Raw genomic sequence first — 6,950 nt, forward strand, 5'->3', positions numbered from 1 at the left:
AACCAAACCCCGGGTTCAGTCCCGGGGTTTTTTGTTCCAAGTGCGCCAAACGTGCTCGACGTGAATGCGCATGGTCCCATCTCGCAGGCCTTCGATCCGGCTATCTGGTTTTCCCGGTCCTCGTGCTCCCGCTCTGTCTGATCCGCCTCTCCGAAGCAATGGCTGAGCGCGCCAGGGGTTGAACCGCTGGAACGAGCAGCACTTTATAGAAAGCAAAGAATCATTTAATCGTTACGATATAACATGATAGATTCTCCGCCCGCTCAACAAGCCTGCTTGGGAAGGTTGTTGCGCCGCTACTGTCCGGCTGCCTTGGAAGGCATCCGCCACTTTCTGGAGAGTCATATGAACCCGAAACATCACCCGCTGGCCTGGGCGATCAGCCTGGCCCTTGTTCCGACTGCCTGGGCTGCCGATCCGGTCGAACTTGATCCCGTCGTGGTCAGTGCCAGCGGCCTGGCCAAACAGAGCCATGAGATGACCACGCCAGTGGCGGTCATGGAGGGTGATGAGTTGGTGCTGCGGCGTGAGGCGACCCTGGGCGAAACCCTGGAAAGCCTGCCGGGCGTTCGCTCCAGCAGCTTTGGTGCCGGTGCGGCACGCCCGGTGATACGCGGACTGGATGGTGCACGTGTAAAAGTACTGAGCGATGGCATCGAACTGCTTGATGCCTCGACCATCAGCCCGGACCACGCGGTGACCAGCGAACCGTTGCTGGCCGAGCGCATCGAAGTGCTCAAGGGGCCGGCCACATTGCTCTACGGCGGCGGTGCCATCGGTGGTGTAGTCAACGTTATCGACAAGAAGGTGCCGACCTATGTCCCGGCAAAGGGCTATGAGGGCGAGCTGGAGCTTCGCGCCAACAGCGCGGCGAACGAAGGCGCCGGCGTGTTCGGCATCACCGCCGGCAGCGGCAATTTCGCCGTACGAGCCGAGGGCACCAAGCGTCAGGCCGACGAATACGAGATTCCAGGTTCGCAGGATAAGCAGACGGGGTCGTACAACGACACTGACAGCTTCACGCTGGGTGCCAGTTTCATTGGCGAACGTGGCTACATTGGGCTGGCCTATGGCGAGCAGAATAATCGCTACGGGCTGCTCGCCCATGAGCATGCCGAGTGCCACACGCACGGCAGCGACTGGCACTGCGGTGGTCACGACGATCACGACCATGACGAACACGACGAGGAGCACGGCAGCGTGCCCTACGTCGACATGCGGCAGAAACGCTGGGATCTGCGCGGCGAGCTGAGCGACCCGCTGGCCGGCTTCGAGCTGGCGCGCCTGCGTGTCGGCCACAGCGACTATCAGCATGAGGAAATCGAGGGCGGGGAAGTGGGCACACGCTTCAACAATGACGCCACCGATGCGCGATTGGAGCTTACCCATCTGCCGTTGTTCGGCTGGCGTGGCGTCGTCGGCGCGCAAACGTTGCGTCGTGACTTCGAAGCCCTGGGAGAGGAGGCCTATGTGCCGCCGACCCTGACCCGCAACCACGGGCTGTTCTTGCTGGAGGAATACACGGCCGGGGCTTGGCGCTACGAGCTGGGGCTGCGGCATGAGTGGCAGGACGTCGAGGCCAATGGCCAGCGAGACACCGACCATAGCGGTACCTCGGTTTCGGCTGGTGCGGTCTGGACCTTCGCTCCGGAATACTCGCTGGGCTTCTCGCTGTCACGCTCGCAGCGCCTGCCCACAGCCGAAGAGCTTTATGCCAACGGCCCCCACGCGGCGACTCGTACCGTCGAGCTTGGTAATGTCGATCTCGAAGAGGAAACCTCGCACAACGCCGAACTCACGCTACGTAAGTTTGCCGGTCGCACCACCTTCAGCTTCAGCCTGTTCCGTAATGAGGTAAATGACTTCATCTATGCCGCCGATACTGGCCATGACATCGGCGGCGGCTACCGTGAGATCGAGTACCGCCAGCACGACGCAGTCCTTACCGGGGCCGAAGGGGAGGTGCGCTTCCAGGCCACCGATAGCACGGCGTTTACCCTGTTCGGCGACCATGTGCGTGGCAAGCTGAAGGACGGCGGCGGTGATCTGCCGCGTATCCCGGCCGATCGACTGGGCGTGCGTGTGGATCAGCGCTTCACAACGGCCCTGGATGGTCAGCTGGAGCTTTATCGTGTGCAACGCCAGGATGAGCTGGCTGATTTCGAGACCGACACCGGCGGCTATAACATGCTCGGTGCCGGCCTCAGCTACAGCGGCTCGCTGAACCAGACCGACTATCTGCTCTATCTGAAGGGCAACAACCTGCTCGATGAAAAGGCTCGCCAGCACACGTCCTTCATCAAGGATGATGTGCTGCTGCCAGGGCGCAACCTGACGGTGGGCATGCGCCTGGCGTTCTAAACGTGCCGAGGCGGGTTGGTCTCTTGGCTGAATCGCGGCAGATGAGATATGCCGCGCTACTAGGTCAGTGCCTGTCGAGGGCAGGCTTATGCAGAGATGGTACCCGCCTCATTTCTTCGACGGAGCGAAACCGCCTGTTACCAAATCCTGTAGAAGCGGATACTGAGGGCAGCCGGCTCGGCCGGCGTCCCATTGCGGAAATCCAGGAGTATTCCATGAAAGCAGTACCCGTAATGACTCGTACATTGGCTGTCGTTCTGGCGGCCCTATTGATGACCGGATGTAGCCTGCGCTTGCCGGGTATTGGAGTCGACATTGGTGACGGAGGTGGCCATCACGGCGGCAATCATTGCCCGCCAGGGCAGGCGAAGAAAGGCAACTGCTGAACCCTAGCTGTTTTCAGAGGGCCGAGGAGCGTTGCCTCTCGGTCCGATACAGCGCTTCACGCTCTGCCTCTGACGCAACGTCAAGGCAGCTGGTTATTTCCTTGTCCTTATTCTCCGGCCCGTTCGCCGTCATAAGCACGGCAACAGTTGGAATATTTCCGAAACGAAGCTCACCGGGTGCTCCCTGAGTATCTGTTGTATTTGACTGGTCGAAGCTTTCTGCCACGGTTAGTCGTGTTGCGCGTTGTGCTCCGCCTGGCAGTTCTGAAACTCGCATCGATAGAACAACAACAATAATTGAGGAGACTCACATGCTTCCAAGTAAGTTGGCTTCAGCCTGCGCGCGTGCCGTTGCCGGCCTGATGCTGGTTGGCACGATCGGAATCGCCGCCGATGTTCAGGCTCGGACAAAGCCGATCAAACCGCCGTTGTCTCATAGCGAATCGCGCGAACAGGATTCACGTACGTTCGTGCCGGTCGAATCTCCGCTGGCGCCTTTTCCCGGTTTGCCAGGTGAGCGCTGGACCGGCATTTACGAAGGCTCGTCCTACCAGATCGAAGTACCGCCGAATTGGAATGGCATGTTGGTCATGTACGCTCATGGCTACCGCGGCACCGGCGCGGAGCTTACCGTTGGCCCACCCTCGATCCGCCCATGGTTATTGCAGCAGGGCTACGCCTGGGCTGCCTCCAGCTATAGCAAGAATTACTACGATGTACGTGCCGGGGTCGAAGATACCAACGCTCTGGCGCTCGCTTTCAGCAGCCTGACCGGCAAACCACAGCCGACCAAGACCTACATCACGGGCCATTCCATGGGTGGCCACGTGGCGGCAGCAGCGGTGGAAGCGGAAACCTATGCCACCGCCAACAACCGGGTTCGCTATGACGGCTCGGTGCCGATGTGTGGTGTCACCGGGGATGTCTATCAGTTCGAGTACCTCATGAACTTCACCCTGGCCGCGCAGCATCTGGCTGGCCTGGGCCCGACCACGTTCCCGGCGACCGACTTTCAGGCGAAGCTGCCGCAGATCATCGGCACGCTGTGGAACAGCTACCCGACCGACCCATCGCCGCAGGGTGAAAAGCTGGAAGGTATCGTTCGTGATCTCAGCGGTGGCGAACGCCCGATCTTTGCCGAAGGGTTCCGCACCAGTCTGCAAAGCGTCGTGCTGGGTACCGGAGGTCAAGACGGTTCGGTGAATGGCATTCTGGCCGACTCGCTCAACGGCAATCTCGCCACCCGTTACCAATTCGATACGCGCAAGGCGATGTCGCCTGAAGAACGCAAGTTCAACGACTCGATTATCCGAGTGATCGGCCATCCGCCCGCCAACAGTATCCGTCCGGATGGCCTGCGCTGGATCCCGGTGGTGAACGGCCAGTTCGATGTGCCGGTGGTCAGCATCCACACCTTGGGCGACCTTTACGTGCCGTTCAAGCATCAGCAGATCTACCGCCGCAATGCCGAAGCCAACGGCAACGGCGACCTGCTGGTGCAACGCGCCATTCGCGCACCCAGCCATTGCGACTTCAGCTACCAGGAGCAGGTCGAAGCGATGGCCGCGATGCTGCAATGGGAACAGCAGGGCATCAAGCCGGCGGGCGATGATGTTCTTAACCCACGTGTGGTGGCCGATCCGACCTATGGTTGCGAGTTCACTCGCAACGAGGGCATCCCCACCCGCGACTTGCTGCCAGCCTGCCCAGAAAGCTGATCCGGGGATAGGCCTTCCAAGCTTCGGCTAGCGTTTGCTCATGAGGGACGAAAAGCCCTGCGCATGCAGGGCTTTTTGCCGCCTGCGGCCCGCGCCTGGTTCAGGTTGCCAATACACTTCGGCTCGATCTGGATAGTCAGTCATTCGGCGGTAGCGCGGCGATGCGCGATGTACCGCACTGAGTTCTCTGGCAAACGGGTGGAATCCGTTGGCAGATTCCGCAAGCCTACGGGGCTATCCTTAAGCTTTGAATACATGAAGGCCTAGATATGTCCCGTATAACCCGAATTGGCACTTTGCTCGGCGCGGCCGCATTAAGCGGATGCGTTGCCTACGCCGATGGTCGCTACGAGCCTTATCCTCATGAGCGCCGCGAGCATGGCTACGAAGTTCCGAAGGGGCATCTGCCGCCACCAGGCGAATGCCGAATCTGGTACCCCGACCGCGCGCCCGGCCAACAGCCGCCGCCCGGCGACTGCCGTGAACTGCGTCGTCATGTGCCATACGGTGCGATGCTGATCCGCGGATGATGAGCTCCGCCGCCTGACGAACAAGCTATAAACGAAAAAGCCCTGCGTCTGCAGGGCTTTTGGTATCTGGAGCGGGCGAAGGGAATCGAACCCTTTTGCTTAGTGTGTCGTTCCGTCTCAAAGCGTGTCGTTACGGGGTTTCCAGCTAGTTCGCCTGCTCGTTTCGGCACAATTCGTCACAGTGATTTCGACACTTTTCGACTCATTCACGTTGCCGAAATGCGCTGCTTAAGACAGCCAGCGCATCTGTACGGCCTCAGCCCTTGCGGGGGCTTTATTGTTGCAGGACGTTGGCTACGTTGCCGTTACCGTTCTGGACGATGCTTGCGGAGTGACTGTTGACTGATTGAGCTTGCGTCAGGAAAGCCTGGTTGCTGTTGCCCGTTTGGCTGATTAGCGCTTCATGAGCGTGGAAGTTCTGCGAGGCTTCTATATGGTTGTACGAGCCGACCTGAGCAATGTCCAAGCTGTGGTTATCTCCGACTTGTGACGTTACCACCGTGTTGTACTCACCCTCCGAGTACCCGGTGAAGCTGCTGTTCTGCCCAGCGAGATAAGAGTCAAGCTTGTTCCCTGTACCCCGCTGTCCGTAGTCCAGCGTGCTATTGCCGCTGAGGGCTTCGATTTGCGCTATGTTTGCGACACCAACCTGCCGCAGGATGACCTCGGCTGCGGGATAGCGCCCTGCGTACTGGTAGATATCCGCCTGATTGGCGGTACCAACCTGTTCGATGGCTGCGAAATCATTACCCCAACCACTACCAACATGTTCGAGGCGCACCTGATTCGCTGTACCAGTTTGCTGTATTGCCGCCGTGCTGAAGCCAGACTGGTTAACCTCAACCGTGTTGTCTTGCCCAACTGATACCACGCTGAGGTCATTTCCGACCCAGGTTTGCTTAGCGTCTAGCTGGTTTCCAGTTCCTTCCTGACGGATATTTGCGGTAGCTGACAGATCGCCCAGATACACCTGTTGCTCAAGCGTGGCGCTGTTTGCGGTGCCCGCTTGATAAATCTCGGCGGCCGCGGTGCCAGGATTGCTTCCATTCACTTGGTAGATTTCAGCCAGATTTAGCGCGCCTACTTGCTCGATGCTCGCCTGGCCACCCTCACTGCTGGTGCCCGATTGGTCTGTGAGCGCTCTGTTCTCGGCGCCATTCTGGAGAATATAGGATTGCTGCATGACGCCGCTCTGCGTCTGCTCTGCAGTGTTATTAGTGCCGATCTGCTCGACCTCAGCCATATGTTCATTGGCCAGGACGCTACCGCTCACCGCCACTAAAAGCGCTGTAGCTAAAGGAGTCATTTTAGACATTGGAATCTCCTGTTCGCATTGGATGAGCTCCGTACATCACAGGTGTAGCTCGCAAGGTATGCGCTGCTTAACGGCTAGCGCACATGTATGGCTTCGACTCAGAGGCCTCTACTGCTGGAGTAGGTTAGCTACGTTGCCATTACCGTTTTGAACGATGCTGGCTATATGGCCTGCCGGCGATTGCCCTTGCATGAGGAAGGCTTGATTAGCGTTGCCCGTTTGGCTTATTAGCGCTTGATGGGCCCGCAACTCTTGGTAGGCTTCTATCTGGTTGAACGACCCACTCTGAGCGATATCGAGACTATTCCTATCCCCGAACTGTGACGTCAATACAGAGTTGTACTCCCCTTCTGAACTGCCTACCAAGCTACTAGGACCACCACTAATGTATGCATCAAGCGCGTTTCCTGTCCCCTGCTGTATATAATCCACGGTGGCGTAGCTACTAGAACTGATATTGGCAATGTTGGCTGTGCCGATTTGTTCTAGATATACTTCACCAGCAGGGTATCGCCCGGAGTATTGAGCAATATCCGCTTGGTTAGGGATGGTCTGAAGTAGTCAGGTATTTCTGGCTGACTCCAGCCCTTGCCGATTTCAAAACGGTGATTCGGCTAAAAAACGATCAAATCATCCCCTC

At 58.5% G+C, this 6,950-nt stretch carries 4 protein-coding genes and 1 pseudogene; 4 read left to right on the forward strand and 1 reads right to left on the reverse strand.

What is annotated here, in order from left to right:
- Window positions 1-345 precede the first annotated feature (345 nt).
- From DQ405_RS07610 to DQ405_RS28495, 4 genes and pseudogenes are all read left to right on the forward strand, one after another.
- Window positions 346-2,361 (forward strand): TonB-dependent receptor, encoded by a 2,016-nt coding sequence (locus tag DQ405_RS07610; protein WP_168423623.1) that lies wholly within the window; start codon window positions 346-348, stop codon window positions 2,359-2,361.
- 215 nt (window positions 2,362-2,576) lie between these two features.
- A complete protein-coding gene (locus DQ405_RS07615) occupies window positions 2,577-2,747 on the forward strand; it encodes a hypothetical protein (protein WP_168423624.1) in 171 nt (56 codons plus the stop codon).
- A gap of 311 nt (window positions 2,748-3,058) precedes the next feature.
- Window positions 3,059-4,465: an alpha/beta hydrolase gene (locus DQ405_RS07620; protein ID WP_168423625.1), complete on the forward strand. Its 1,407-nt coding sequence runs from the start codon at window positions 3,059-3,061 to the stop codon at window positions 4,463-4,465.
- 386 nt (window positions 4,466-4,851) lie between these two features.
- Window positions 4,852-4,995 (forward strand): annotated as a pseudogene (locus tag DQ405_RS28495) (tetratricopeptide repeat protein); the annotation flags it as partial.
- A 274-nt stretch (window positions 4,996-5,269) separates the two neighbouring features.
- On the opposite strand, the gene DQ405_RS07630 reads toward DQ405_RS28495, so the two are convergent.
- On the reverse strand, window positions 5,270-6,310 hold the full coding sequence (locus DQ405_RS07630; RefSeq protein ID WP_168423627.1) for a hypothetical protein: 1,041 nt from the start codon (window positions 6,308-6,310) through the stop codon (window positions 5,270-5,272).
- Between the last annotated feature and the right edge of the window lie 640 nt (window positions 6,311-6,950).

The organism is Pseudomonas sp. SST3 (assembly GCF_003325755.1).